We start from the raw sequence: 26434 nt of genomic DNA on the forward strand, positions 1-26434 counted from the left end.
GTGCTCGTCGGCGAGATTCCGCTGCTTCCGGACCCCGATGACGCACGGCGGTTGCTGGAGTCGGAGCTGTCCGACCCCGCGTACGCCGAGGCCCGGCCCACCCTGCTCGATCGCATGGCGAAGGCCGTGTTCGATTTCATCGCCGACATCTTCAACGGGTCCGCCAACGGTGGCGGCAGCGCTCTGATCGTGATCATCGTGGCCGCGGTCGTGATCACCCTCGCCGTGCTCGCCGTGGTGTTCTGGGGCCGGCCGCGCCTGCGGGCGGCGTCGCGTGTCGATCCGGACGACCTGTTCGGCTCCGATGAGGGCCGCCCCGCCGCGGAGCTGCGCGCCGCTGCCGCCACGGCCGCCCGCGACGGGCGCTTCGACGACGCGATCGTGCTCGAGTTCCGCGCCCTCGCGCGGGGCCTCGCCGAGCGCGGCGCCGTCTCGCTCACCCCGGGTGCGACCGTGCACGCCTTCGCGAGCGAGGCGACCACGGCCTTCCCCACCGCCGCCACCGAGCTCGGCGCCGTCGCCGACGTGTTCGACGCCGTGCGCTACCTGCGCGCGCCGGGCACGCAGGAGGCGTATCAGCGGGTGTGCGCCCTGGATGCGACCCTGACTCGGACGCGACCGGCTGCGCTCGCCCCGCTGCCCGGAGGCGTGTCGTGACCGCGCCCGTCCTCGACGCGCAAGCGAGCACACCGGCCCGCCGCCGCCGGCCGCGCTGGCTGACCTGGGCCGGGCTCGTGGCCCTCATCATCATCCTCGGGCTCGTCAGCCTCGCCGTCACCGGAGCGCTGACCGGAACCGCGAAGGGGAAGTTCGACCCGGAGAGCCATGGCCCGGAGGGGTTCCGCGCACTCACCACCGTGCTCGCCGAGCAGGGGGTGGACGTCCAGATCATGCGCTCCCGCACGGACGCGGCGAACGCGCTGTCCGATGGCGGCACGCTGGTCACCACCGACCCGTCCCAACTGAGTGACGACGCTCTGAAGGCGCTCGCCGCGAACGCGGACACCGTCGTCCTGCTGCAGCCCCGCGGCCGCACCCTCGAACTCCTCATCGGCGCGACCGCGGCGGGATACGGTGGTGGCGCGGTCGCCGCCGACTGCGACCTGCCCTTCGCTCGTGATGTCGGCTCGATCGCTCCCGGCGCTCTCTACGCCGGTGCGGACGTGCACTGCTTCGGCGACGCCGATCATGCGGCCCTGGTGGGCCGAACCGACGGCGACCGCACGCTGTACGCCATCGACGGTGGAGCACTGTTCACGAACGACACCATCACCAAAGGCGGCAACGCGGCTCTCGGGCTCGGCCTGCTCGGCCAGCACCGGACGCTCGTCTGGTACGTGCCCACCGCAGCCGACTCGGACCTCGCCGCCGACGATGCGTCCCTCGCCGCCCTCACGCCCCGGTGGGTGACGCCCGTCCTCCTGCTGACCGCTCTGATCGCGGTCGCGGCCGGCATCTGGCGCGGGCGGCGGTTCGGGCCCCTGGTCGCCGAGCGGCTGCCGGTCACCGTCCGCGCGTCCGAGACGCTGGAGGGCCGCGCCCGTCTTTACGCCCGCTCCCGCGATGACGCTCACGTCGCCGGCATCCTCCGTCGCGGGACGACCAACCAGATCGCCCGTTCGCTCGGCCTCACTCGAGCAGCCGGAGCGGTCGGGATCGCCGATGCCGCGGCCGCGGTGATCGGAGCCCCGCGCGACCAGATCCGTGCGATCCTGGTCGGCCCGCCACCGGTCGGTGACGCCGCCCTGGTGGAACTCAGCGACCGCCTGACACAACTCGAGGCGGCGGTCCACGCCGCCGTCCGAACCGAAGGGACACCCTCGTGACCGACCCCGGATATCAGACTGACCCGCTGCGCGAGGCCGTCGGCCGCGTGCGGCACGAGGTGAGCAAGGCCGTGGTCGGCCAGGACGGTACGATCACGGGTCTGCTGATCGCCCTGCTCTCCCGCGGACATGTCCTGCTGGAGGGCGTCCCCGGCGTCGCCAAGACCCTGCTCGTGCGTTCCTTCGCGCGGGCGATCGGCTTGGACACGAAGCGCATCCAGTTCACGCCCGACCTGATGCCCGGCGACGTGTCCGGCTCTCTGATCTACGACGCGCGTTCCGGCGAGTTCGAGTTCCGCGAAGGTCCGGTTTTCACCAATATCCTCCTCGCGGATGAGATCAACCGCACTCCTCCGAAGACGCAGTCCGCGCTGCTGGAGGCGATGGAGGAACGCCAGGTCTCCAGCGACGGTGTCACCCGTCCCCTGCCGGAGCCGTTCCTGGTCGCCGCGACGCAGAACCCGATCGAGCAGGAGGGGACCTACACGCTGCCGGAGGCGCAACTGGACCGCTTCCTGCTCAAGCTCATCGTCGAGATCCCGGCGCGGGACGCGGAGATCGACGTGCTGCGCCGCCACGCCGCCGGGTTCACCCCGCGGTCGCTGGAGTCAGCCGGTGTCGAGGCCGTCATCACCGCGGAGGAGATCGCCGCGGCCCAGGACGCCGTCGCGCGCGTGGCCGTCACGGACGACGTGCTGGCCTACATCGTCGACCTCGCCCGCGCGACCCGCCAGAGCCCGTCCGTGCAGAACGGTGTGAGCCCGCGCGCCTCCGCCGCCCTGCTCGCCGCGGCGAAGGCCTGGGCCTGGCTCGGCGGATTCCCCGCCATCACGCCCGATCACGTGCAGACCATGGTCGTTCCGGTCTGGCGGCACCGGATCCAGCTGCGACCGGAGGCGCAGATCGAGGGCGTGTCGGCGGACGCGGTCCTCGTGAACGTCATGCAGCAGACCCGGGTTCCGATCTGACGTGTACCTGACCGGCCGCGCTCCCTTCCTCGTCGCCCTCGGCGTCGTGCCGCTCGTGCTGTCCGATGCCCTCGGATGGAACGCCTGGCTCGTCGGCGCGGTCTGGGTCGCGATCGTCCTGGTCGTGATCGGCGCGGACATCCTGGTGGCACCGGACCCGTCGGTCCTCGGCGTCGCACGATCGATCCCGGCGCGCACCCGCCTCGGCGAACCGGTGCAGACCGAGCTCTGGGTGACCAACCCGGGCACGCGGACCGTGCGTGGACGGGTGCGCGACGGCTGGCAGCCGACGGCGGGAGCGCCCGAGGCTCGCCTGCGCGTGAGCATTCCGGGCGGCGAGCGCCGCCGGCTCGTCGTCCCGCTGCGTCCGCGACGTCGCGGCGAGCTGCGCACCGCCTTCATCGCCGTCCGATCCGCGGGCCCGCTCGGATTCGCCGGGCGCCAGTCCGTCATCGCGGCCCCGGGCCGGATCCGAGTGCTCCCGCCGTTCACGGCCCGCAAGCACCTCGCTTCTCGCGTCGCCCGGCTGCGGGAGCTCGACGGCAACACCTCCGTGCAGGTGCGCGGGCAGGGCACCGAATTCGACTCCCTGCGCGAATACGTCCGCGGCGACGACGTGCGCTCCATCGATTGGCGCGCGACCGCCCGGGCCGGGCAGACGATGCTGCGCACGTGGCGTCCAGAGCGCGACCGGCACGTCGTGATCGTGATCGACACCGGACGCACCGCCGCCGCCCGCGTTGGCGACGGCACTCGCCTGGACGCGGCTATGGAGGCCGCGCTGCTCCTCGCCGCGCTCGCCCAGCGCGCCGGTGACCACGTGCACCTGCTGATGTTCGACCGGCTGGTCCGGGCGCAGGTCACCGGGGTGGACGGTCCGGGCCTCCTGCCGGCCCTCACCGACGCGATGGCTCCGGTCGATCCGCAGCTGATCGACACCGACTGGGACGCGGCGTTCGCGCAGGTGCGCACGTTCGGGGTCCGCCCCTCGCTGGTGGTGCTCCTGACCGCCCAGGATGAGCCGCAGTCCTCCCGCGCTTTCCTCGGCGCGCTGGGGCTGGTCAGCAAGGGCGCGCGCCTCGTGGTCGGGTCCGCGACGGACACCCTGCTCGGCGAGATCGCCGCGGACGGCGCCGACGCCGATGCCGTGTACCGCGCCGCCGCCGCCGAGCAGACCGCGCACGAGGCGTCCCTGGTCGCCGCGGCGGTTCAGCGGGCCGGGGGCGATGCGATCGCCGACACGCCCGAACTGCTGCCGCCGCGCATCGCCGACCGCTACCTCGAGCTCAAGGCCGCCGGCCGCCTCTGACCCGAGACACCCAAGCACGTCCGAGAAACCCCGCAACGCGGGGCGTCTCGGACGTGCATGGGTGTCTCGGGAATCGTGCGGATCGTTGTTGCTAGTGATTCAGAAGAAGGTAGAGTGGCGGACATGGGTCCGGGACATGTCGCGCCGACGGCGGAGCGCGTCGAAGCCGCGTTGCGCGGTGCCGGACTCCGCGTCACGGCGCAGCGCGCGGCGGTGTACTCCGCCCTCGCGACGCAACCGCACGCGCCTGTCGACGTGCTGCACGCCACCGTCCGCGAAAGCGTCCCGGGCATCGCCGTGCAGACCGTCCACGGTGTGGTGAACGACCTCACCACCGCCGCCCTGGTCCGTCGGATCAGCCTGCCCGGCAACGACCGTGCCCTCTACGAGCTGAACGACCCCGCCGACAACCACCACCACCTGCAGTGCATCCGCTGCGGACGGGTGGAGGATGTCGCGTGCGCGGTCGGTCAGGCCCCCTGCCTCACCCCCTCTGATGACCACGGAATGCGCGTTCTGGAAGCGACCGTCACATTCCGTGCCATCTGTTCCGACTGCGAAAGGAATGAACATGGCTGACGCCAACTTCACCACCACCGAGACCGGTACACCGGTCGCGAGCGACGAGTTCTCGCTGACCTCGGGAACCAACGGCACCACGGCGCTGCACGACCGCTACCTGGTCGAGAAGCTCGCCTCGTTCAACCGCGAGCGCGTGCCGGAGCGCAACCCGCACGCCAAGGGCGCCGGCGCGTTCGGTGAGCTCGTCATCACCGAGGACGTCTCGCAGTACACCCGCGCGGCCGTGTTCCAGAAGGGCGCCACGTCCGAGACGCTGATCCGCTTCTCGTCCGTCGCCGGTGAGCAGGGCTCGCCGGACACCTGGCGCGACGTGCGCGGCTTCTCGCTGCGCTTCTACACCACCGAGGGCAACCTCGACATCGTCGGCAACAACACCCCGACGTTCTTCATCCGCGACGGCATCAAGTTCCCGGACTTCATCCACTCGCAGAAGCGCCTCGGCCAGTCCGGCCTGCGTGATGCGGACATGCAGTGGGACTTCTGGACCCTCTCCCCCGAGTCGGCTCACCAGGTCACCTACCTCATGGGCGACCGCGGTCTGTCGAAGTCGTGGCGTCACCTGAACGGCTACGGCTCGCACACCTACCAGTGGGTCAACGCCGCCGGTGAGCGCTTCTGGGTGAAGTACCACTTCATCTCCCGTCAGGGCGTCGTGCCGATGTCCGGTGACGAGGCCGAGCGCATCGCCGGTGCGGACGCGGACTACTACCGTCGCGACCTGTTCGAGGCGATCGAGAACGGCGACTACCCGACGTGGGACGTCCAGGTTCAGGTCATGCCGTACGAGGACGCCAAGACCTACCGCTTCAACCCGTTCGACCTCACCAAGACCTGGTCGAAGAAGGACTACCCGCGCATCCCGGTCGGCCACTTCACGCTGAACCGCAACCCGGAGAACTTCTTCGCCGAGATCGAGCAGGCCGCCTTCTCGCCGGGCAACCAGGTTCCGGGTACCGGCATCTCGCCGGACAAGATGCTGATGGCCCGCGTGTTCTCCTACCCGGACGCGCAGCGCTACCGCATCGGTGCGAACTACAACCAGCTGCCGGTGAACCAGCCGCACGCCGCCGAGGTGCGCAACTACATGCACCAGGGCAACATGCAGTTCCTGTTCAACCCGGCCGACGCGCGCGTCTACGCGCCGAACTCCTACGGCGGACCGGCAGCGGACGCCGAGCGCGGTGTCGAGGCGACGTGGGAGGACGACGGCACCCTGGTGCGCTCGGCCTCCGCGCTGCACAGCGAGGACGATGACTTCGGTCAGGCCGGCACGCTCTACCGCGACGTCTTCGATGACGGCGAGAAGGCCCGTTTCCTGGACACCCTCGTCGGCCAGTTCGAATCGCTGACGGTGGACCGCATCAAGGACCGCTTCCTGCAGTACTGGGGCAACGTCGACGCCGACCTCGCGGACAAGATCCGCGCGCGGGTCTCGGCCGAGGCGTCCGTGTCCGATGACACGACCCCGGGCGCACCGTACTCGCCGAAGCCGGAGGCTGACGCGGAGTAAGACGCTCCTCGAACGGGGCGGGGCCGGATTCGTCCGGACCCGCCCCGTTCGCCGTTGCGGGAGCGCCTGACCCCCGCAGGTGTCGGCGGGCGCTACGCTCACGTCGTGGCCGGACCCGGCCACCGGAAACGGAGATGTCATGAGTACCAACGATCCCGACCCCGAAGCACCTGTTCCCGCAACCGAGCTCTCCCACACACCTCCCGCCGAACCGTCCACCGGTTCGAAGCTCGCCGCGGAAGGCATCGGCACGTTCCTGCTGGTGTTCGGACTGATCGGCACCGCGCTGTTCGCGTCACACCTGGCTCACGAGGCCGGTGCCTTCGCCCCCGGCGTCGTCTACGTCGCCGCCTCGTTCGCGGTCGGCCTCACGGTCGTGATGGGCGCGTACGCGTTCGGGCCGATCTCCGGCGGTCACTTCAACCCGGCGGTCACGCTGGGACTCGCCGCGGCCGGACGCTTTCCGTGGCGCGCGACGGTCGGCTACATCATCGCGCAGATCGTCGGTGGCGCCATCGCCACGACGTTCTTGGTGCTGATCGGCCTGTTCGGTCCGGATGGCTGGCTCAAGGCCGCGCAGGACAGCGGCTTCGCCAGCAACGGGTGGGACAAGCTCTCCCCCGGTGGCTTCGGCCTGCCGGCCGCGATCATCATCGAGATCGTGCTCACCGCTCTGTTCCTGTTCGTGATCCTCGGCACCACGCACCCGACGCGCGGAACGAAGTTCGCCGGACTGGTGATCGGTCTGTCCCTCACGCTGATCCACTTCGTGAGCATCCCGGTCGATAACACCTCGGTGAACCCGGCTCGTTCGATCGCCACCGCGATCTACGGCGGCGGGGACGCTCTGTCCATGCTGTGGGTGTTCATCGTGTTCCCCATCGTGGGCGCGCTGATCGCCGGTTTCAGCTACCGGGCACTGTTCGACAACGTGCGCCGCACGGTCTGACGGACACCGAAACGGGGGACGGAGCTTCGGCTCCGTCCCCCGTTTCGCGTCCCCGGGCTCAGCCGGCGAAAAGCGTCTGCGTGCCGGCCTCGTACTCCGTGAGGTCGCCGGTCTCGCCACGCTGCGTGGCGCGCCGACCCTGCCAGAGCATGTAGGTCAGGAACACGCCGAGCGCCACCACGCCGATGCCGATGCGCACCGCCCACGGCCAGGTTTCCTGGCCGGTGACGAAGCCCTCGACCAGGCCGCTGAGCCCCAGCGCGATGATCAGGCCGACCACGACGGTCGCGAGGGAACGGCCGGCGGCGGCGAGGGACTCCCCGCGGCTGCGGCGCCCGGGCGCAGCCCAGGACCAGAACACGTGCAGGCCGGCCGCCGCGGCGACGAACAGGCTGGTCAGCTCCAGCAGGCCGTGCGGGATGAGGTACACCAGCGCCTGCGGCGAGTCATAGGCGATCAGCACGCCGGCGGCCTGCCCGACCGAGATGGCGTTCATCATCATCGAGTAGATCGGGAAGATGCCGGTGATGCCGAACGCGACGTTCATCGCCGCGATGTAGGCGTTGTTCGTCCAGACCGTGCCGGCGAAGGACGCCGCCGGGTTGTAGTAGTCGGTGAAATCGTGCTCGACGTACGCGCGCAGGGCCGCATCGTCCCCGAGGACGGCGACGCGGGCCGGGTCGCCGGAGATCCAGAGCGCCTCCAACGTGCCGATCAGCAGGAACGCGACGGCGATCGCCAGGGTCGTCCAGCGGAGCCGATACAGCGCCGCCGGCAGTTGCCAGACGAAGAAGCGCGGGAGTTGCCGCAGCACGTTCTCGCCGGCACCGGTGAGCTTGCCGCGAGCGCGGGACAGGCTCGAGGACAGCGCGTCGCCGAGCGGCGTCCGGCCGGCGGAGGTCTTCACGTCGGCGAGGTCCGCCGACGCGCTCCGGTAGCGCACGACGAGTTCGTCGACCTCGGGTCCGGACAGCGACCGGGACCGCGTGAGCTCGTCGAGGCGATCCCACTCCCCCCGACGTGCGGCTCGCAACGCGTCCAGATCCATTTGATTTACTGTACCCATGTCAGTCGCCGTCGTCGCCGTGAAACAGGACGAGATCCTCACCGGCGAGGCGGTCGCGCTCGATGTCCAACCGCTCGGCCTGATCATGCGTTCGGTCGGCGCGGTGATCGACATGGTGATCGGCTACGTCCTGCTCCTGCTGCTCTCGCTCCTCGGCGCGTGGCTGGCCGGCGCGGGCATCCTCACCGAGGGTTCCTGGGGCATCTACCAGATCGCCGCGATCGTGTTCTGCTTCGTCGTCCTTCCCGTCGGGATGGAGACCGCGACGCGCGGACGCAGCCTCGGCAAGCTCGCGATGGGCGGCCGGATCGTGCGCGCGGACGGGGGTGCGACCGGTTTCCGGCACGCGTTCCTGCGGGGCCTGCTCGGCATCCTGGAGATCTACATGACCTTCGGCGGGCTCGCCTTCCTCGTCGGCGTGTTCACTCCGCGGGCGCAGCGGCTGGGCGATCTGGCCGCCGGGACGTACTGCGAGCGCACGCGCACCCCGGCGGTTCCGGAATCCACGCTCTTCCTCCCCCCGATGCTCGCCGAGTGGGCGAACACCGCCGACGTGGGGCGTCTGCCGGTGAGACTGGCGCGGCGCATGTCCCAGTTCGCCGCGGCCGCTGACGGACTCGCTCCGGGTGCGCGCCACCGCCTGGCGGGCGAGCTCGCCACCGAAGCCGCACCTTTCGTGTCCCCGGTCCCGCCGGTCGACCCGGAATCCTTCGTCCGCGGCGTCCTCGTCGTCCGCCGCGATCGGGAGTTCCGCGCCCTCGAGCTGCAGAACCGGCGCACCGCGACACTGCTGGCCGGCACGGACTGACCGGTCTCAGCGACGACGAGCGGCCGCGGCCATCCCCCCGTCGCGGTTGCCGGCGCCCTCAGGCACGGTCGCCATGGCGGCTAGGACTGGAGCGTCTCGTGGCGGATGATGACCCAGCCGCGCGGGACGGACAACCGCTCGGTGTGCTGGGCGCAGAGGTCGTGCGCGTGCGGGTCATTGACGCCCCCGAGGGGACCGATCGCCGCCATCTGGTCGGTGTAGTCATACGTGAGCGTCGCCACCGCCTCGCGGTTGCAGGCGACCTTGGAACAGATCCTCGTCAACATGTCCCCTCCACCCTATTCCTCACCGGGGACAGCGCAGTGCGTCCGCACCGCGCCCGTAGGATGGTGACATGATCTGGCGCCGTCCGACACCGCCGCGTCCCCGTCCGACGCGCCACGGTCGGCACGGGCGCCTCGGACGCAGCTCGGTGGTTCCCCCGCCGCTGCCGGCGCTGGAGAGTCGCGCGGATCGCTTCGACCTCATCGTCGGCGACACGGCGGAATATCTGCGCGATGCCTGGCCGGAGCTGCGGGAGGCGTCGTTCGAGATCGGGGCCATGCCGGCGTCCGCGGACGCCGAGGGCATCCCGCGGTGGAGCGTGGACCGCGAGGCCGGTCGGATCATCGTCTACCGTCTGCCGATCGAGCGGCTGGACCGGCAGCCGCGCAGCGACGACTTCCAGGACCGGTTCATCATCGAGGGCACCGTGTTCCGGGCCGCCGCGGAGTTCCTGGGGCGCGAGCCGTGGGACCTGGGTCCGGACCGCTGGCGCCGCTGACGGCTCCGCTCAGCGGGTGACGACGATCGGCGCCCGAGCGATGTCGGTGGGCCACACGGGCACCGCCGCGAGCCGCTTGGCCTGGGCGTAGGTGACCGATCCGTACACCTGCTCGGAGCCGTCGTCCGTGGTCAGACGCGCGCTGCCCGCGGACACCGGCACCGCGACCGCGCCGTGCGCGGGGACGGTCACGCTCTGCTCGCCGGCGGCGACGGCCACTTTCACCGCGGCATCGGTGTCGCCGACATTGGCGAGGTGAAGTGTCGCGGGAACGCCCGCGGCCACCTGGAACAGTGCGTCAGAACCCACCGCCGGAGCAGCCGGGAACCAGGCGCAATCGTCGCCCGAGGCGCGACCGGTCGCTTGCCACGTGGCCGCCACGAGGGGGGCGTCCGCCGTCACCGTGACGTCGTACGTTCCCGCGGCGAGATCGCTCAGTGGCAGCTCCCCGGGGATCCCGGCGACGAGTTCGATCGGCTGCTCGAGAACCGCTTGCGAGCCGCCCTCCGCACGCACCGAGACGGTGGCGGTCGTGGAGCGGTCCGGGGCGAGCAGACGAACCGACGTCGTCGGCACCCCACCCGCGGTCGCGGTCACGGGCACCCCGGGCATCACCTGCGTCGTCGCCGCCGCGCGCACCACGTCCTGCACGTCCACGCCGGTCGGGGCCAGGCCCTGCACCATCGTGGACTGCAGCTGAGCGGTGACGGGGGCACCCTCGGAGCGCACGTGGATCACGGGTGAGGTCTCCGAGCCCACGAGTCCCGCCAGGGACAGCGCCGTGCTGGTCCGAGCCGGCAGCGTCACGGAGGTCGTCCCCGGCTGCGGACCGGCCACGCCGTAGACGGTCAGGGTCACGGTGGCGGCCACGGCGGCGGGGTTGGCGAGGACGACGACACCGACCGATCCCGTACGGGTGTCCGCACCGACGAGCCAGGCCTCACTCAGGGCCGGTCGGCACGCGGCGGCGGCGAACCCGGTCATGTCCTCCTGCGTCGGGGAGGCGGTCGCGATCCCGGACAGGTCCGTCGTGCCCTCCGCCGTCGGCGCGGCCGCGACCGCGAGCACGTTCGCGTCCGGGACCGAGGAGATGGGCAGCTCGGTGCGTGCGGCATCGGCCGGCGAGACCGTGAGGGTCGTGGCGTCCGCGACCGTGATCTTGGACGCGTCGCGAATGTCGCGACCGAGCGCGAACAACGTGGGCGAGCAGGTCAGCGTCGTCTCCCCCACCGCGGGCGTCGCGGTGACGGCCGGAACCACCGCGACGACACCCGTCAGCGGGACCACGACGGCTGCACCGACGGCGAGCGCGGCGACGGCGGCGGCGGCGAGCACGCCGACCACGATGCGGCCTCCCATGCGGGCGGCACCCGAGGTGCGACCGGCGGTCGAGGCGCGGGGTGCCGGCTGAGAAGGTTCGGTCTTCGCGGGACGCTTCGTCTTCACCGGGCGTGCCGCCTTCGCCGGACGCTTCGTCTTCGCTGCGACGGCCGGGGCGGCGTCGACCGGCGTGGCCGACATCGGCGCTGACGCCTCGGTGGGCTCACCGCCCGACGCTTCAGCGTCCGGGGTGTCAGCGTCCGGGGTGTCAACGTCCGGGGTGTCAACGTCCGTGGTGTCAGCGTCCGTGGTGTCAACGTCCGGGGAGTCAACGTCCGGGGTGTCAACGTCCGTGGTCTCCGCGACCGCGGGCACCTCGTCCGAGGCCTCGGCCGGAGTGGAGTGGGGCGCGGCCGCCGGAACCGGAATCGCCGCGTCGGCGGCGTCGGCGGCGTCGGAGCGATCGCCCGGCCGGTTCACATCGTTCGTCTCGTCACTCATTCGTCGCCTCCTCGCACACCGATGCCTCGGGGCTTCGCACGCGACGCTCGAACGGATCCGCGGGTCGGGATGGCCAGCAGCACCGCGATGGCGAGAACCACCAGCAGCGCCAACGCGAGGCCGGTCGAGATCGTCCGGTCCGTGGCGCTCAGCTCGGCGCGTGGGGCGATCTTGCCCGAGACGGTCCACAGCGCGCCGCGGCCCGTCTCACCGATCGCCTGCAGGTCGCCGTTCTGATTCAGCGCGGAGATCGCCTGCGTGCGCAGCTCGGAGGCGGGTCCGGTCGCGGCTCCGACCGGTTCGAGCAGGATGAACCGCACGCCGGAGCGGGCGATCTGTGCGCCGGCCTGCGAGGACGGCGTCATCAGGTCCGCGATGACGGCGGCCAGCGCGGTGTCGTCCGCGGTCACGTCGGTGCGGGTGTTGAGCGCGGTGGATTGCGCGCCCTGGGTGTCCGAGGATCCCCAGACCACACGCTCGGCGACGGATCCGTCGGCCAGGATGGACAGCACCAGGGTGGACCCGGGCAGACCGTCGTTGAGTTCGGCCGCCACGTACGCGGGCAGCGTGGAACGCGGTCCGCTGGTCACCTTCGCCTCGCCGCGGGACACCGCGGTCAGCGATGGCACCGCAGCCGCGACGATCAGCAGGACGGACAGGCTCGCCGCCACCCCCACGACCGCGCGAGGCAGGCGCAGCCCGTCCAGGGCCAGCACGGCCGCGGCGATCAGAGCCAGCCAGCCCGCACCGGCGAGCGTGCCCGGCCACATCGTGACGGGAGAGCCCGCCACCACGGTGAGGCTGACGTGCGAGACGAGCAGAGCACCCACCAGAAGCGCCGCCCCGAGCAGCAGGAGCGAGGTCCCCACGCGCCAGCGCGGCGTGAACGGAGCGAGCAGAGCCAAGAGGGCGACCGGAGCGATGACGACCACGATCCACGGGGCGTACCCCGCGAACGCGTCCAGGCCCAGGCCGTGCAGGAAGGTCGGCCAGCCCCCGGCGGCGCCGTCGGAGAACCCGGTGACCGTCGCGAGCCGACCCATCAGGTCATCTCCGGCCCGCGCGCCCTGGTAGGGCAGCCCGGGGTCGGCGAACACCGTGAGCGGGCGGTGGTCGGCGACGGCTCGCCAGAGAATCGGCAGGAAGGCGACGGCGGTCGGCACGAGCATCCAGAGCAGGCGGCCGGCGGACGTGAAGCGGCGCCAACCCAACGCGAAGAGGATGCCGACCACGACCACGACGAACACGAGCGCACCGATCACCGGCGAGCAGGCGGCCACCGCGAGCAGCAGGATGGACGCGGCGCCGGAGGCGCCCCAGGAGCGGTGCGCGATCACGCCGGCGTAGAACAGCCACGGCAGCAGCAGGTGCGCGAGGACCGCGGCCGGCCGCGGGTCGATGAGCGCGGACAGGAACGACGGCGCAAGCGCGTACAGCGCGGCACCGACCAGGCGCAGCCCGCTGCGTTCGGTGACGCGCGCCACCGCGAACCAGCCCCCGAGGGCGGCCAGGGGCAGAGCGAGCACCCACGCGATCACGAGTGCGGTCGACGGCATCGCCGGCGTGACGCTGCCCAGCACGGCCAGCAGCGCCGCGAACGGATCGGCGGGCGCGATCTGATCAACGCCGTACCCACGGAGCCCGAACAGGGTGTCCCCCCACAGCTCACCGAGCCCGGAGCGCAGCGGCAGCGCCCCGCCGCCGCCCATCACGGGGGATGCGAGCAGCATCGGGAACGCCAGCGCACCCGCCACCGCGGCCACGAGAACGACCCAGAAACCGCCGCCGGAGAAGAATCTCATCTCGCCCCGGACGGCTCGCGTGGGTTCGCCGTCATCGGACTGCAGGATCTCGCGGCGCTGAGCTCTCGTCACGCGCAACGAGTCCACGCGCCACCATTCGCCGCGTTCGCCGCGCAGGTGCTTGCGGGACCGAGCGATCGCGCCCCAGCGGAAGGCCGCGAGGAACGTCGCGGCCCATTCCGGCAGGAGCTTGTCCGGGCGCTTGTTCAGGATGTCCACGAGCGCACGCCACAGCGCGATCGGGAGGAAGGAGAGGATGTGCAGCGGCACGACGACCGCGGGCGCGTACGTCAGGCGGCGGTGCAGCTGGGCCAGGCGCGTCGAGAAGGCGATCCGACGTCGGTCCGCGGCCCGTTCCGGGTCCGGCAGGCCGGCCACCCCGTCACCGCTGACCTGCACCCGAGCGTCCGGGGCCATCGCGACGCGGTGGCCGGCCAGACGGGCACGGACGCCCAGATCGAGTCCTTCATCGGCGCCACCGAGTGCGCGGTCCGGCAGCAGGTCGCCCCGCCGCTGCGCGCGCAGCAGGACGCCGCGGATGTCCGAGCCCAGGACGTCCTGATTGCGATCGTGCTGTCCCTGGTCGAACTGGCCGGCGGCGAGTTCGACGGCCTCACCGCCCCGGGACATGCTCACGCCGAGCGACGCGATCATCTCCGGAGCGTCACGGCGGACGAGCTTGGGCGCGACCAGCGCGACGGAGTCGGCCAGTTCCAGCACACCCGCGAGCCGGCCGAGGGCCTCCGGTTCGGGCAGCGTGTCCTGAGCGAGCAGCCAGAGGTCGCGGTCTCCGGCGACGCGCTTCGAGGCGAGTTCGATCGCCTCCGCGTAGCCGACAGACGCGTCGGCCTGGACGACGCCCTCGGCGCCGGAGGCGTTCGCGACCGCGGCGAACCGGGGATCACGGCCACACAGCACGATCGTGAGAGCGTCGACGGGATGACGCTGTGCCGCGATCGCGGCGAGCGTGGCTTGAAGGTGCGCAAGGCCGGCACCGCGCGTATCGGGGCGCGCGACAACGACGGCGTGGACAGGGGCTGGCATAGCGGAGTCAGCCTAGGCGTCGATCACGTCGGAACCGCGGCGCACGCGCCGTGTCGGTTCAGACGTCACACCGCGCGACGTTTGAGCTTGCGACGCTCGCGTTCGGACAATCCACCCCAGATGCCGAATCGCTCGTCGTTCTGCAACGCGTACTGCAGGCATTCGCCGCGCACATCGCACGTGCCGCAGATGCGCTTCGCGTCACGCGTCGATCCGCCCTTCTCCGGGAAGAAGGCCTCCGGATCAGTCTGTGCGCACAGCGCGTCGGCCTGCCAGGCCAGCGCATCGTCTTCCTCTTCCGAAATCGGCCGACGGACCCCCGGAACCCCGAGGTTCACCGGGTCGACGAACCAATTGTCGGGAACGCTGAAACGGTACTGTGATCCCGTCATGTGCTCTCCCATTGTGTGTGATCCCCTCGCGCCCTGACGGGCGCTCACCTAATTACAACGGTGTGATTCGCTCGGGTCAAGTCGGGGAGCATAATTCCTCAACCGCGGATCGAACGTTCACGACACACTTCGGGCGTGTCGCGGTTCCCTAACGGTCACTGTCGGACCCGAGTCAGGAGCTCGACGCGAACGGGCTGCCGCAGATGATCGTGGTCACCGCGAATCGGCGGGCGTCTGCGGCGGATGTCGAATTGATCGACAGGTCGGCACTGCCGGAGAACCTGCGCGATCAGTGGAAGAATCACCGCATGATCCGCGTCGTCCTGTTCGACCTCGACGGCGTCATCCGACACTTCGACCCGCAGTATGCGGCCGACGTGGAGAGCAGACACGGACTGCCCGGCGGGACGCTCGAAGGCATCGCCTTCGCAAGACCGTTGATCGATGCGGTGACGACCGGCCGGATTTCCCGAGCCGAGTGGATCCGCCAGGTCGGTGACCGTGCCGGTGATGTCCTCGCTGCCGAAGAGTGGGGATCCCAACCCGCATACCTCGACGTCGCCGTCCTGGAGCTGGCCGGCGAAGTGCGAAGCCTTGGCCTGCGGACGGCGGTGCTCACAAACGGTACGGACACCATCCCCGCGGAGGTCGCTGCGTTGGGCATCGCTGAGAGATTTGATGCGATCTTCAACTCCGCCGACATCGGCTTCGCAAAGCCTGATGTGCGTGCCTTCCGTCACGTCTGCGAAGCCCTTGATGCGGCACCGGATGAGGTCTTCTTCACCGATGACTCCGCGTCGAAACTCGTCGGTGCCGACAGCCTCTCGATGCACACCCATCTGTTCGAGGGAGTCGAGGGGCTTCGAGCTCGGCTCACCGCGACGGGTGTCAGGGTTTGAGCGACGCGGCGACCGCCCCAGCGGCGTGCAGGTTCACGCACTCCTCCCCCGCTGGGAACGGTCGCTGCCGGGAGTGGCGATGAAGACCTCGCCGGCACCGGCGATGCGGACCGCGCCGGGTTCGTCCAGAAGGATCGCCGCGCCCCCGGGGACGAGGTCCACGCGGTGATCGTCCGCGGCGATTGAAACCTTCCCCGCGGTCGCGAGGAAGATCGTCGGGCCGGCCCCGTCGAACGTGAGCGATCCGCCGTCCGGGCGGGCCACCGCGAGCGCGAAGTCCCCGACTCCCGGTCCGTAGGTGAGGACGCCGGGGGAAGTCGGATCGGGCACCGCCTCGCGGATCGCGACCGGTCCGGGCTCGCTGTCCAGGAGAGACAGCAGTTCGGCGACGTCGACGCGCTTCGGAGTCAGGCCGCCGCGCAGAACGTTGTCACTGGCGGCCATGATCTCGACGCCGAGGCCGGACAGGTACGCGTGCAGGAGGCCGGCTCGCAGATACACGGCCTGCCCGCGCGTGAGGACGACGTGGTTCATCAGCAGCGCCACGACGATGCCCGGATCCCCCGCGTACAGGGCCGCGATCCGCGCGCCGGCGGAGACCGTGCCGGCGTACTCCCCCTCCGCGTCGGCGGCCGCGAGGGCGGCGGAGACCTCCGCGACCGTGTCCGCGGCCGCTCCGGAGAGCAGCCACCCGATCGTCTGGGACAGGGCCTGCGCGTCATCGCTCCCGGACAGGTGCGCGCGCAGCTGCGCGAACGCGTCCGGTCCGCCGAGGACATCCAGCAGGCGCCGGGTGTCCGACACCGGACGCAGACCGCACAGGGCCTCGAAACGATCGCTCAGGGCGACGATCAGTTCCGGCTTGTGGTTCGCGTCGCGATAGTTGCGCTCCGGACTGTCGGCGGCGAGGTCCGCTTCCGCGGCGAACCCGACGCGAGCCTGCTCGAGCGTCGGGTGCACCTGGATCGACAGGGGCGTCTGCGCGGCCAGGAGCTTCAGCAGGTAGGGCAGGTGCGGCAGGCCGAGTCGGTCCTCCAGCTCGGGCAGCGTCTCACCGTCGGGGAGCACAGCGGGCGAGCCGGGGTGGTCGCCGAACCAGACCTCGGCCTCCGGCGCGTCGGATGCGGGTCGTCCCTCGAGCCCGGCCAGCAGCGTATGCGAGCCCCAGGCGTAGTCGCGCGGGGTGTTCGTGATCGTCTCCAGCACGGCCCACAGCCTAGTCCCGCGCTACCCTGAACTCACGATGGCCGAGTACACGCGACACCCGATCGCGGCGCCCCCACAGGCGCCCGCCCGCGAATCGTCGCGACGACTGCTGCTGCGCGCGCACGCCATCATCCTCACCTTCGCGTTCTTCTGCGCGCCGGCGCTCGATCACGCGCTGACCACCGCCGGCGCCGCGGTGGTCTTCATCCTGCTGACCCTGGGCACGCTGGGGTGGTGGATCCCGCGGATCGTCCGGCATCGCCTGGACGATCCGTTCCCGTGGCGGCGTCTGCCCTGGGCGGCGATCGGTTACGTCCTGCTGGCCGGACTCAGCCTGCTCTGGACCGCTTGGCCGGCGCTGACGCTGCTGACCTGGACGGGGCTGGTCGTCACCACCGTGAACGGCCTGTTCCTGGCCTCCATGCTGAGCTGGCGCGAGCTCGTCAAGACGATCGCCTCGGCACTGAAGTGGGCGCTGGGCCTGTCGCTGCTGTTCGAACTGTTCGTCAGCGTCGTGATCCGCACCCCGATCCTCCCGCCGTTCGTGACGGCTCCGTCCGGCAAGATCGACCCGCAGCTGTACTGGTCGCGCGACAACCTCCTGAGCGACGGCCGCATCCAGGGCATCGTCGGCAACGCCAACCTGCTGGCGATGATCTGCGTCATCGCGGTCCTCGTGTTCGCGGTCCGCCTCGCCGGAAAGACGAAGCGTCGCGGCTGGTTGGTCGCGTGGATCGTGCTGGCGCTGTTCCTGCTCTGGCGTTCCGGCTCGGCGACCGCGCTGCTCAGCCTCGCGGCGGCGGTGGTGGTTCTCCTCACGATCCTGATCATGCGCGCGACGCGGCGGCCCGGACAGCGCACGCTCGCCTATTCCTGCTTCACCCTGGTGGGCGTGGTGGCCGCACTGATCGCGGTGGTCTTCCGGGACGCCATCTTCGGCGCGCTCGGGCGCTCGGACAGCCTGACCGGGCGCGGACCGATCTGGGAACAGGTCCTCGCGCACGCGTGGCAGCGCCCCGTGCTCGGGTGGGGGTTCGCCAGCCCGTGGGTTCCCACGATGCCCGGGTTCGAGCCGCGGATCACCGATCACGATGAGCTCGTGATGCAGGCGCACGACATGTGGGTCGACGTGTTCTTCCAGCTCGGCTTCGTGGGCATCGTGGTGATCGCCGTGGTCTTCCTCGCCCTGCTCTGGCGCGCCTGGTTCTTCGCCGTGGACCGTCCCCGCTGGGACGCCGACGCGCACCGGCCCTACGCGCGGCTGAGCGTGCTGCCGACGCTGCTGCTGACCGTGCTGCTCGTCCAGGGCATCACCGAGTCCAATCCGGTGATGGTGTGGGGGTGGCTCCTGGTGGTGACCCTCTCCTTCAAGATCAAGCTCGCACCGATCATCGGCGTCGGCGCGGACGAGCAGACGATCGAGCGCGGCCTGGCGCCGCGTCCACCACGATGAGCGGCGTGCGTCACCGGCTGGTGACGCTGCTGGATTCCGCCGAGATGGCGCGTGCCTACGCGCTGGCGGCGTTCGGCGTGACGTTCGGCTCGTTCGCGATCGAGCACACCGCCGGACTGGTGACGCTCGCGACCATGGTGACCGCGCTCAGCCTGCTGGGCATCGCGATCCTCATCGTCCGGCGCGCCGAGCTCTCCCCCCTGCGCATCGTGCCGACGACCGTCGTGCTGCTGGTCGGCTGGGCCGGGGTGAGCCTGTTCTTCCCGACCGGCAACGGTCAGTCCCCGGCCAGTTGGCTGGCGCTGGTCGGCTACGGGCTCCTGGCGGTCGTGATCGCGCACGTACGCGACACGCTGCAGACGGTCCGTGCGCTCGGCGATGTGCTGCGCCTGCTGCTGGTCCTCTCGCTGGGCATGGAGATCCTCTCCGGCATCCTGCTGGACATGCCCTTCCCGTTCCTCGGCATCCAGGGCGACATCGCGTTCGGCGGTCCGATCCAGGGCCTGTTCGGCACCCGCAACCTGCTCGGCCTGGTGGCGGTGATCGCGCTGATCACGTTCGTGATCGAGTTGCGCACGCAGTCCATCGGGCGCGGGCTCGGTGTCGCGTCGCTGATCCTCGGGGGTGGGATGGCGGCCCTGTCCTCCTCTCCCACCGTGATCGTGCTCGCCGCCGCGGTGGCGCTGTCCACGGGCGCGCTCGCGCTCGTCCGACACGCCCCGGCCGCCCGCCGCGGCACGGTTCAGATCCTCCTCGGCACGACGGTCGTGATCGGCCTGGTCGCCCTCTGGGTGCTGCGCCGACCGATCACCGCGATCCTGGACGCCGGCAGCGACTTCGGCGTCCGGGCGGAACTGTGGCGCTCGATGCTGCCCTACATCGGCCCCCGCCTGTGGCAGGGGTGGGGCTGGCGCGGACCGTGGCGGCCGGAGGACCCCGCCTTCCCGTACAACGCCATCAACACCTCCGGCGAGAACCATGCGTCCGCGCTGAACGCCTACATGGACGTGCTGCTCCAGCTCGGCGCCGTGGGTCTGGCGCTGTTCCTCCTGATGTGCGGGGTGGCGCTGGTGCGCTCGTGGTTCGTCGCCACCGAGCGACGCTCGGTGCTGTACGCCTGGACGCCCCTGGTCCTGGTGACGCTTCTCGTGGACTCCCTGTTCGAGAGCTTCACCCTGGCCGGGCTCGGCTGGATGATGCTCGTCCTCGTCGCGGTGCGCGCGGGCCAGTCGCGGTCCTGGCGGGAGCGCGTGGACGCGGTGCGTACCCCGGGACCTCAGACCACGGCAGGGTAGGCTCTACCCTCGGCGGCGCACTCGCTCCGTCGTGTTCCACCCACAGGAGATCCGAGCATGCCCGACCCGTTCGATCCGGCATCAGCGACGATCGTGGTCGTCACCTACAACCGGTCCGGACTCCTGCGGCGGCTGCTCACCTCGATCGAGGCGATGGATCCGAAACCGGGCCACGTCGTCATCATCGACAACGCCTCCTCCGACGACACGGCGGAGGTGATCGACGCCTTCCGCGCGAGCATCGGCACCGAGATCGTCTATCGCCGCCTGGAGACCAACACCGGCGGCTCCGGTGGCTTCAGCGCCGGCATGGAAACCGCGTACGAACTGGGTTCGACCTGGCTGTGGGTCATGGACGACGACGTCGAGGTCGTTCCGGACGGCCTGGCGCGGATGGGCGCATGGAGCGGTCGATTCCGCAGCATCCAGGGGCGGCGCTACGACTTCGACGGCAGTGAGTTCTACTGGCAGTACCGGCAGTCCATCGCCCTGGGCATCCCGATCCCGTTCGCTCCGGCCGGCTTTGACGCGTCCGGCTTCAAGGAGATGAACTCGGGCTGCTTCGAGGGCATGTTCATCCACCGCGACATCGTGCGCCAGGTCGGACTGCCCGACCCGCGGTTCTTCATCTACTGGGACGACGCGGTCTACGGATGGCTCGCGTCCCGCAAGACCACCTCGGTGATCGTGAACGAGTTCGTCCTGCGCCGCACCCGCGAGATCAAGCAGTGGGACATGGGCGTGCGGCACCTCAATGCCTCCAGCGACATGTACCGGTACTACATCATGCGCAACCGGGCGATCATGCGGCACTACTTCGCTGCGCACGGCGCACTGAAGCCGGTGCGGTTCGCGCTCGGTTCCGCGCTGACGTTCGCCAAGGAGCTCATCCGCCTGACGTTCGTCGAGCGCACCGTCCGCGGCACGAGCAATCTGTTCCGTGGAATCCGTGACGGGCGCGCGATCGCCCGCGACAAGGCGTGGCAGCCGATGCCGCCGTTGGAGGACTGATGAGCCAGGACCCGCAGACGCCGCAGCAGGGGGCACCGCAGCCGCAGCCGCAGTGGGTCTTCCCGGAGAAGCGCAAGCCCAAGGTGGGGCGCGCGATCTTCGTCGTGGTGCTGATCCTCCTCGTCATCGGTGCCGTCGGGGGCGCCATCTGGTGGCTGTTCGTCCTCCCGAACCAGGACGCCGTCGATCCCACCCCGACGCCGACCACCTCGACGTCCTCCCCCGCCGCCACGGGGACCGCGTCCGCTTCGCCGTCCGCGACGCCGGGGGCCACCACTGACCCGACGCCGGCGCCCACCGCGACGACGGCGCCCACGACGGCGCCGACGCCGCCGGTCGACCTGCCGGATGTGGAGACCTTCCGTGCCACGGTAGGACCGTGGCTGGATGACGGTTCCCAGGGGTTGGACCTGATGACGGCGCAGCCGAGCGTGGCCGCGCAGATCGCCGAAGGCCTCATCATCGACGCCAACAATCTGCATGACGCGGCGTCCCCGGCTGATCTCACCGACCAGTGGCGGGCCGCGGCGAACGCCTACATCACTGCGCTGGAGCAGGTCAGTGCGACGGTGAAGGACGGCGGCGACACCACCGCGGCGATCGCGGACGCCCGCACGAAGCTGCTGGCCCTGCGCGACATCGCCGGGATCTGATCCGCGCTCAGGTGCCGTAGTCGGCGTTGTAGCGGTCCAGCACCTCGCCGATCGGCGCGTCCATCGCCAGCGCACCGCCGTCCAGGTACAGCCCGCGCGTGCAGAACCGTCGCAGGTGGCGCTCGTTGTGGCTGACGAAGAACAGCGTCCGCCCCTGTGCCAGCAGCTCATCGATCCGCGCGTAGCACTTGTCGCGGAACGCCTTGTCGCCGACGGCCAACACCTCGTCGACGATGAGGATCGGCTCGTCCAGCTGCGAGACGACGGAGAACGCCAGGCGCACCTTCATGCCCGTCGACAGGTGCTTGTACGGGGTCTCCCGGAACGCACCGATCTCGGCGAACGCGATGATGTCATCGAACCGCTCCGCGATCTGCTCGCGGCGCATCCCGTGCAGTCCGGCCATCAGGCGCACGTTCTCGGAGACGGTCAGATCAGCGGCGAAGCCCCCGGTGAGCTCGATCAGCGGAGCCACACCCTCATTGACATCGACCTGCCCCTCATCCGGCAGGAGCACACCGGCGACGAGCTTCAGAAGTGTCGACTTGCCCTGGCCGTTACGACCCACGACGCCGATGGCCTCACCCGGCTGCACGGTGAAGGACACCCCGCGCAAAGCCCAGAACTCCCCCGGCCGCGCGCGTCGCTTCGCGCCGCCGAAGAGGTCCTTGAGGCTGCGTCTGCCCCGTCGACTGCGGCGGAAGCGGATGCCGAGATCACGGACCTCGATGGCGGGAGTCGCGTCCATCACAGCTCCTTCCGCACGGTGCGCTCGAGCGCGCGGAAGACCCAGGCGCCGAAGACCAGCAGCACGAGAACTTCGATCACCGCGACGACGACGCTGAACGTGTTCCACTGGTCCGGGAACAGTGCCATCCGGTACAGGGTGAAGATCCCGGCCAGCGGATTGAACGCGGCGATGTGCCCGAACGCTCCGGGCAGGTCATTGACGCTGTAGATCACCGGCGTGGCGTAGAACGTGGCGCGCAGGATGAGTCGCGTCGTGCGCTGCAGGTCCGAATACAGCACGCACAGCGGTGCGATGAGCAGACCGAGGCCGACCAGCAGCAGCGCCTGCAGCACGATCGCGACCGGGAACAGCAGCGCGCCCCACCCGATGTGCACGCTGCCGGGCGAGACGACCGCGGCCACGATGATGAACGCGGCCAGCACCGGAAGGGAGAACAGGAATTCGACGCCCTTGCTCACGATCACCCGGTTCACCCAGATGGAGCGCGGAATGGCCGTGGACCGAACGAGCTTGGCGTCCTTCGTGAACGCGCGAGTGAAGTCCGTCACCGCGGTGTTGAACCACACCCACGGCAGCAGACCGATGATGAGGAAGACGATGTACGGGTCCTCGCCGACCCCGCGGCGGTGGAACACCTGGGTGAAGACGAACCAGTAGATCAGGGACATCACGAGCGGGTCGAGCACCGACCACACGTAACCGAGCGCACTCGTGGCGTACCGCACCCGCAGATCGCGGGCGGAGAGCAGCCACAGCGAGTGCAGGTACTCGCGGGGCGTCGTCCGGGCGGGGCCGAGCCGCATCAGGCGGCGGACCTTCGAGCGGCATCGCCCCGACTCGGACGCCGCAGAGGCGTCGGAGACGGCGTGCGAGACATGGCACCGAGTCTATGCGCTCGACACCGCGAACCCGCCTGCGTGAGCGCCCGTGTCCTCCCCGGCCTCGGGGACGGCGATCGCCCCGGCTTCGAGCCTCACCGGACGCGCTCAGCCGTCCCCCGGAGTGCGCCGGTAGGCTGGCCCTCGGCTCACGCGCTCCGGCGCCGCGCCCTGCCCGATCCGACCGGACCGGCGCTGACGCAACACCCCCACGGAGTCAGCAACGTGACGCACATCCTTCAGAACGTCGTGTTCCCGATCGACCGCGACCCGGACCTCCTCCCGCTCTACGCGGACGCCGAGACCTGGTCCTCGATCGACGAGGAATCCGTCCGGATGTCCGCCCGCGCGCACCTGGGCAACGTGCTCGGCCGCAACGCGGTTCGCGTGGTCGCCGGACGCCGCGTCTCGTTCGGGACCTACTTCAACGCGTTCCCGGCGTCGTACTGGCAGCACTGGACCGCCATTTCCGACGTGCGCCTGACGCTGCACACGGAGGGCGACGCCACCCTGCTGGTGTACCGCTCCAACGGCGCCGGCGTGCGCCAGCGGCTGCACACCGCGGAGGTCACGGGCACCGCGAGCACCACGTTCGATCTGAAGCTCGACCAGTACAGCGACGGCGGCTGGATCTGGTTCGACGTCGTCGCCGATCAGAGCGCGACCATCCTGCGCGGTGGCCAGTGGTCCACCGAGCAGGAGCCGGTGCGCTCCGGCAAGGCCTCGATCGGCACCACGACGTACAACAAGCCGGACTACTGCGTCGAGACGCTCACCGCTCTCGCGGACGCGCCCGAGGTGCTCGAGCTCATCGACCGCGTGTTCCTGATCGATCAGGGCACGCAGAAGGTCCGCGACGAAGACGGCTACGACGCCGTCGCCGCACGCCTCGGCGAGACCCTGCAGGTCATCGACCAGGGCAACCTGGGCGGCTCGGGCGGGTTCGCGCGTGCGATGACGGAGGCGCTGCAGCGGCCGGAGAGCGACTTCATCCAGCTGCTGGATGACGACGTCCGCATCGAACCGGAGTCCCTGCGCCGGTCCATCGTGTTCGGCCGGTACGCCACGAAGCCGACGATCGTCGGCGGTCACATGTTCGACCTGCTCGACCGGCCCAAGCTGCACGCCTGGGCCGAGGTGGTCGATGATTACCCCTTCATGTGGCGCAACCTCTTCCAGGAGGTCATGCCGCACGACTTCGGCACGCAGAACCTCCGTCAGACGCCCACCCTGCACATGCGCATGGACGCCGACTACAACGGCTGGTGGATGTGTCTGATCCCCCTCGAGATCATCCGTGAGGTCGGGTTGTCGCTGCCGCTGTTCCTGAAGTGGGATGACGCGGAGTTCTGCCTGCGGGCGGGCGACGCGGGGTACACCACGGTGTCCCTGCCCGGAGCCGCGCTGTGGCACGTGTCCTGGGTGGGCAAGGACGACTCGATCGACTGGCAGGCGTACTTCCACGCCCGCAACCGCTTCGTGGCGGCCCTGATGCACTCCCACGCACCCCACGGCGGCCACCTGATCCGGCACAGCCGTCGGGTGGACCTCAAGCACCTCATGATGATGCAGTACTACGCCGCGACGCTGCGCAACCGGGCGCTGCGGGACGTGCTGCGGGGCCCGGCTCACCTGTGGGAGACGCTGCCGACCGCGATGCCGGCCGCGCGCGCTCTCGCCGCCGAGTTCCCGGAGACCGTGACCCACCGCGACCGCAGCGTCGTGATGCGGTCCCGCTTCGGTCGGCAGGTGTTCAAGCGGAGCAAGCGCAACGAGTTCGACAGCCCCACCGGGATGCGCCTGCGCCTGTTCACCGCGACGACCCTGATCTCGCACTGGTTCCACCAGCCCAAGCCGGCCAACGTCGAGCAGGCCGAGGTCGAGTTCGGCAAGGGCGACGCGCAGTGGTGGCGCCTGCCACTGCATGACTCGGTCCTCGTCAGCGCCGCGGACGGGTCCGGGAAGAACGTCTTCACCCGCGACCGCGCGAAGTTCCGCTCGCTGCTGTGGGACAGCATCGTGCTGCACGCGAAGATCCGGCGCCGCTGGCCGAAGCTCGCCGCCGAGTACCGTCGCGCCATGCCGAACCTCACCGGCGCCGACGGCTGGCAGAAGATCTTCGACGCCAACTCCTGACGCCTCCGTCCGACGGCGGACGCGGGAACACGAAGGGGCGCATCCGATCGGATGCGCCCCTTCGTGTTCGCCGGATCAGGCCAGCTGGTTGTTCCACATCGACAGCGCCGAGCCGATGGCCATGTGCATGTCGAGGTACTGGTAGGTGCCCAGGCGCCCACCGAAGTGGACCTGCGGCTCGTCCTTGGTGAGGTCGCGGTAGGCCAGCACGCCGTCACGGTCGGCGGGCGTGTTCACCGGGTAGTAGGGCTCGTCCTCGCGGGTGGCGAAGCGGGAGTACTCACGGTGGATGACCGTGCGCTCCTGTTCGAAGATCTCCTTGCGCTCCGGGTGGAAGTGCTTGAACTCGTGGATGCGCGTGTACGGCGCGTCCGCGTCCGGGTAGTTCATCACCGAGGTGCCCTGGAAGTCCGCGATGTCCAGGACCTCCTCCTTGAGATCGATCGTGCGCCAGCTGAGCTCGCCGGCGGCGTAGTCGAAGTAGCGGTCCACCGGACCGGTGTAGACCACCGGCACCTGACCGACGACGGCCTTCTTGTTCAGCGGCTGCGACTCGTCGAAGAAGTCGGTGCTGAGCTTGACCTCGATGTTGTCGTGGTCGGCCATCCGCTCCAGCCACGCGGTGTAGCCGTCCACCGGCAGACCCTCGTGCGTGTCGTTGAAGTAGCGGTTGTCGTACGTGTACCGCACGGGCAGGCGGCTGATGATCGACGCCGGCAGGTCCTTCGCGTCGGTCTGCCACTGCTTGGCGGTGTAGTCGCGGATGAACGCTTCGAACAGCGGGCGACCGATCAGGCCGATGCCGCGCTCCTCGAGGTTCCGCGCCGAGTGGGCGTCGAACTCCCCCGCCTGCTCGGCGATGAGCGCGCGCGCCTCGTCCGGCGTGTAGGCGGCGTTGAAGAACTGGTTGATCGTGCCGAGGTTGATCGGCAGCGGGTAGACGACACCGCTGTGCGTCGAGTAGACGCGGTGGACGTAGTTCGTGAACTTCGTGAAGCGGTTGACGTACTCCCACACCGTCTCGTTCGATGTGTGGAACAGGTGCGCGCCGTACTGGTGCACCTCGATCCCGGTCGTCGGCTCCGCCTCGCTGTAGGCGTTGCCACCGACGTGGTGACGTCGATCGATGATGGTGACCTTGCGGCCGGCGGTCGCCGCGCGCTCCGCAATGGTGAGTCCGAACAGGCCGGAGCCTACGACGAGAAGATCCATGACCTCATCCTATCGAGGCGACGTTCGGACACCTGCGCAGGATGGCGAATCTTCGAGACGATCGGCACTTCGCTGACAT

At 70.2% G+C, this 26434-nt stretch carries 24 protein-coding genes; 15 read left to right on the forward strand and 9 right to left on the reverse strand.

Annotation, left to right across the window (positions count from 1 at the left end; genetic code table 11):
- From BN1193_RS08410 to BN1193_RS08440, 7 genes are all read left to right on the forward strand, one after another.
- Window positions 1–657, forward strand: coding sequence for a DUF4129 domain-containing protein (locus tag BN1193_RS08410; RefSeq protein WP_052460566.1), 657 nt, complete (start codon window positions 1–3; stop codon window positions 655–657).
- A complete protein-coding gene (locus tag BN1193_RS08415; protein ID WP_040165417.1) occupies window positions 654–1826 on the forward strand; it encodes a DUF4350 domain-containing protein in 1173 nt (390 codons plus the stop codon). The genes BN1193_RS08410 and BN1193_RS08415 overlap by 4 nt, the downstream gene beginning before the upstream one ends.
- Complete coding sequence (locus BN1193_RS08420) at window positions 1823–2794, forward strand: AAA family ATPase (RefSeq protein WP_040165418.1); 972 nt, start codon at window positions 1823–1825, stop codon at window positions 2792–2794. The genes BN1193_RS08415 and BN1193_RS08420 overlap by 4 nt, the downstream gene beginning before the upstream one ends.
- A 1-nt stretch (window position 2795) precedes the next feature.
- Window positions 2796–4103 (forward strand): DUF58 domain-containing protein, encoded by a 1308-nt coding sequence (locus BN1193_RS08425; protein WP_040165419.1) that lies wholly within the window; start codon window positions 2796–2798, stop codon window positions 4101–4103.
- Window positions 4104–4226: 123 nt separating this feature from the next.
- Window positions 4227–4682, forward strand: coding sequence for a Fur family transcriptional regulator (locus tag BN1193_RS08430; protein WP_052460567.1), 456 nt, complete (start codon window positions 4227–4229; stop codon window positions 4680–4682).
- Complete coding sequence (locus BN1193_RS08435) at window positions 4675–6195, forward strand: catalase (RefSeq protein ID WP_052460568.1); 1521 nt, start codon at window positions 4675–4677, stop codon at window positions 6193–6195. Before BN1193_RS08430 ends, BN1193_RS08435 begins: the two co-directional genes overlap by 8 nt.
- Before the next feature lie 139 nt (window positions 6196–6334).
- Window positions 6335–7144 carry an aquaporin gene (locus BN1193_RS08440; protein ID WP_094770356.1) on the forward strand — a complete coding sequence of 270 codons (810 nt, stop codon included), beginning with the start codon at window positions 6335–6337 and terminating at the stop codon, window positions 7142–7144.
- A 58-nt stretch (window positions 7145–7202) separates the two neighbouring features.
- Here BN1193_RS08440 and BN1193_RS08445 read toward each other — a convergent pair whose 3' ends face one another.
- Window positions 7203–8192 (reverse strand): stage II sporulation protein M, encoded by a 990-nt coding sequence (locus tag BN1193_RS08445; protein ID WP_040165420.1) that lies wholly within the window; start codon window positions 8190–8192, stop codon window positions 7203–7205.
- A 16-nt stretch (window positions 8193–8208) separates the two neighbouring features.
- Here BN1193_RS08445 and BN1193_RS08450 point away from each other — a divergent pair, with 16 nt between their 5' ends.
- A complete protein-coding gene (locus BN1193_RS08450; RefSeq protein ID WP_040165421.1) occupies window positions 8209–9018 on the forward strand; it encodes an RDD family protein in 810 nt (269 codons plus the stop codon).
- Between the two features lie 80 nt (window positions 9019–9098).
- Here BN1193_RS08450 and BN1193_RS08455 read toward each other — a convergent pair whose 3' ends face one another.
- Window positions 9099–9305 (reverse strand): DUF3499 family protein, encoded by a 207-nt coding sequence (locus BN1193_RS08455; RefSeq protein ID WP_040165423.1) that lies wholly within the window; start codon window positions 9303–9305, stop codon window positions 9099–9101.
- A gap of 68 nt (window positions 9306–9373) precedes the next feature.
- Here BN1193_RS08455 and BN1193_RS08460 point away from each other — a divergent pair, with 68 nt between their 5' ends.
- Window positions 9374–9802, forward strand: coding sequence for a hypothetical protein (locus BN1193_RS08460; RefSeq protein ID WP_230206453.1), 429 nt, complete (start codon window positions 9374–9376; stop codon window positions 9800–9802).
- 9 nt (window positions 9803–9811) lie between these two features.
- Here the strand turns inward: BN1193_RS08460 and BN1193_RS08465 are convergent, their stop codons facing one another.
- From BN1193_RS08465 to BN1193_RS08475, 3 genes are all read right to left on the reverse strand, one after another.
- Window positions 9812–11623 (reverse strand): DUF5719 family protein, encoded by a 1812-nt coding sequence (locus tag BN1193_RS08465; protein ID WP_040165424.1) that lies wholly within the window; start codon window positions 11621–11623, stop codon window positions 9812–9814.
- The gene (locus tag BN1193_RS08470) at window positions 11620–14469 is read right to left on the reverse strand and encodes a glycosyltransferase (protein ID WP_040165425.1); all 2850 of its coding nucleotides are present in this window, start codon (window positions 14467–14469) and stop codon (window positions 11620–11622) included. Before BN1193_RS08470 ends, BN1193_RS08465 begins: the two co-directional genes overlap by 4 nt.
- Before the next feature lie 65 nt (window positions 14470–14534).
- On the reverse strand, window positions 14535–14861 hold the full coding sequence (locus tag BN1193_RS08475) for a WhiB family transcriptional regulator (RefSeq protein ID WP_094770392.1): 327 nt from the start codon (window positions 14859–14861) through the stop codon (window positions 14535–14537).
- A gap of 308 nt (window positions 14862–15169) precedes the next feature.
- On the opposite strand from BN1193_RS08475, the gene BN1193_RS08480 reads away from it, so the two are divergent.
- Window positions 15170–15760, forward strand: coding sequence for an HAD-IA family hydrolase (locus tag BN1193_RS08480; protein WP_040165760.1), 591 nt, complete (start codon window positions 15170–15172; stop codon window positions 15758–15760).
- A gap of 33 nt (window positions 15761–15793) precedes the next feature.
- On the opposite strand, the gene manA is transcribed toward BN1193_RS08480, so the two are convergent.
- Complete coding sequence (gene manA, locus BN1193_RS08485; protein WP_040165427.1) at window positions 15794–16966, reverse strand: mannose-6-phosphate isomerase, class I; 1173 nt, start codon at window positions 16964–16966, stop codon at window positions 15794–15796.
- Between the two features lie 37 nt (window positions 16967–17003).
- On the opposite strand from manA, the gene BN1193_RS08490 reads away from it, so the two are divergent.
- Genes BN1193_RS08490 through BN1193_RS08505 form a run of 4 tightly spaced genes read left to right on the forward strand, consistent with a single transcriptional unit; the run spans window position 17004 to window position 21378 of the window.
- Window positions 17004–18419, forward strand: a complete 1416-nt coding sequence (locus BN1193_RS08490; protein ID WP_040165429.1) for an O-antigen ligase family protein — start codon at window positions 17004–17006, stop codon at window positions 18417–18419.
- Window positions 18416–19714, forward strand: coding sequence for an O-antigen ligase family protein (locus tag BN1193_RS08495; RefSeq protein ID WP_040165430.1), 1299 nt, complete (start codon window positions 18416–18418; stop codon window positions 19712–19714). The genes BN1193_RS08490 and BN1193_RS08495 overlap by 4 nt, the downstream gene beginning before the upstream one ends.
- Window positions 19715–19771: 57 nt before the next feature.
- Window positions 19772–20725, forward strand: coding sequence for a glycosyltransferase family 2 protein (locus BN1193_RS08500; protein ID WP_040165431.1), 954 nt, complete (start codon window positions 19772–19774; stop codon window positions 20723–20725).
- Window positions 20725–21378 carry a hypothetical protein gene (locus tag BN1193_RS08505; RefSeq protein WP_040165432.1) on the forward strand — a complete coding sequence of 218 codons (654 nt, stop codon included), beginning with the start codon at window positions 20725–20727 and terminating at the stop codon, window positions 21376–21378. The genes BN1193_RS08500 and BN1193_RS08505 overlap by 1 nt, the downstream gene beginning before the upstream one ends.
- 7 nt (window positions 21379–21385) lie before the next feature.
- On the opposite strand, the gene BN1193_RS08510 is transcribed toward BN1193_RS08505, so the two are convergent.
- Window positions 21386–22126: an ABC transporter ATP-binding protein gene (locus BN1193_RS08510; protein ID WP_040165434.1), complete on the reverse strand. Its 741-nt coding sequence runs from the start codon at window positions 22124–22126 to the stop codon at window positions 21386–21388.
- Window positions 22126–22932, reverse strand: coding sequence for an ABC transporter permease (locus tag BN1193_RS08515; RefSeq protein ID WP_040165436.1), 807 nt, complete (start codon window positions 22930–22932; stop codon window positions 22126–22128). The genes BN1193_RS08510 and BN1193_RS08515 overlap by 1 nt, the downstream gene beginning before the upstream one ends.
- Window positions 22933–23232: 300 nt before the next feature.
- On the opposite strand from BN1193_RS08515, the gene BN1193_RS08520 reads away from it, so the two are divergent.
- Window positions 23233–25143: a glycosyltransferase gene (locus BN1193_RS08520; protein WP_040165437.1), complete on the forward strand. Its 1911-nt coding sequence runs from the start codon at window positions 23233–23235 to the stop codon at window positions 25141–25143.
- Window positions 25144–25218: 75 nt separating this feature from the next.
- Here the strand turns inward: BN1193_RS08520 and glf are convergent, their stop codons facing one another.
- Complete coding sequence (gene glf / locus BN1193_RS08525; protein ID WP_040165438.1) at window positions 25219–26355, reverse strand: UDP-galactopyranose mutase; 1137 nt, start codon at window positions 26353–26355, stop codon at window positions 25219–25221.
- Window positions 26356–26434: the final 79 nt, after the last annotated feature.

Origin of the sequence: Microbacterium gorillae (assembly GCF_000826185.2) — a bacterium.
Lineage (GTDB): Bacteria > Actinomycetota > Actinomycetes > Actinomycetales > Microbacteriaceae > Microbacterium > Microbacterium gorillae.